The following is a 296-nucleotide window of genomic DNA, read 5'->3' as shown; positions in this document are numbered from 1 at the left end:
CGCCGCCCTCACCACCACCGTGGCCACCGCCACCACTGGGACGGTTGGTGTTCTCCGGATCACCCCCACCCTCACCGCCGCCGCCACCGCCGCCGCCCTCACCACCACCGCCATGGCCACCGCCACCACTGGGACGGTTGGTGTTCTCCGGATCACCCCCACCCTCACCGCCGCCGCCACCGCTGTCACCGCCGCCGTCGCCGCCATGGCCACCGCCACCACTGGGACGGTTGGTGTTCTCCGGATCACCCCCACCCTCACCGCCGCCGCCACCGCTGTCACCGCCGCCGTCGCCG

General features: G+C 74.7%; 1 protein-coding gene. It reads left to right on the top strand.

The genetic code is table 11. The features are described 5' to 3' along the window. Positions 1-296 (top strand): hypothetical protein (locus AB0N17_RS43525; protein WP_366017236.1); only part of this gene is annotated, 296 nt, incomplete at both ends.

It is taken from the genome of Streptomyces sp. NPDC051133 (assembly GCF_040682635.1).
Taxonomy (GTDB): domain Bacteria; phylum Actinomycetota; class Actinomycetes; order Streptomycetales; family Streptomycetaceae; genus Streptomyces.
This window is presented reverse-complemented; position numbering and strand designations above follow the sequence as displayed.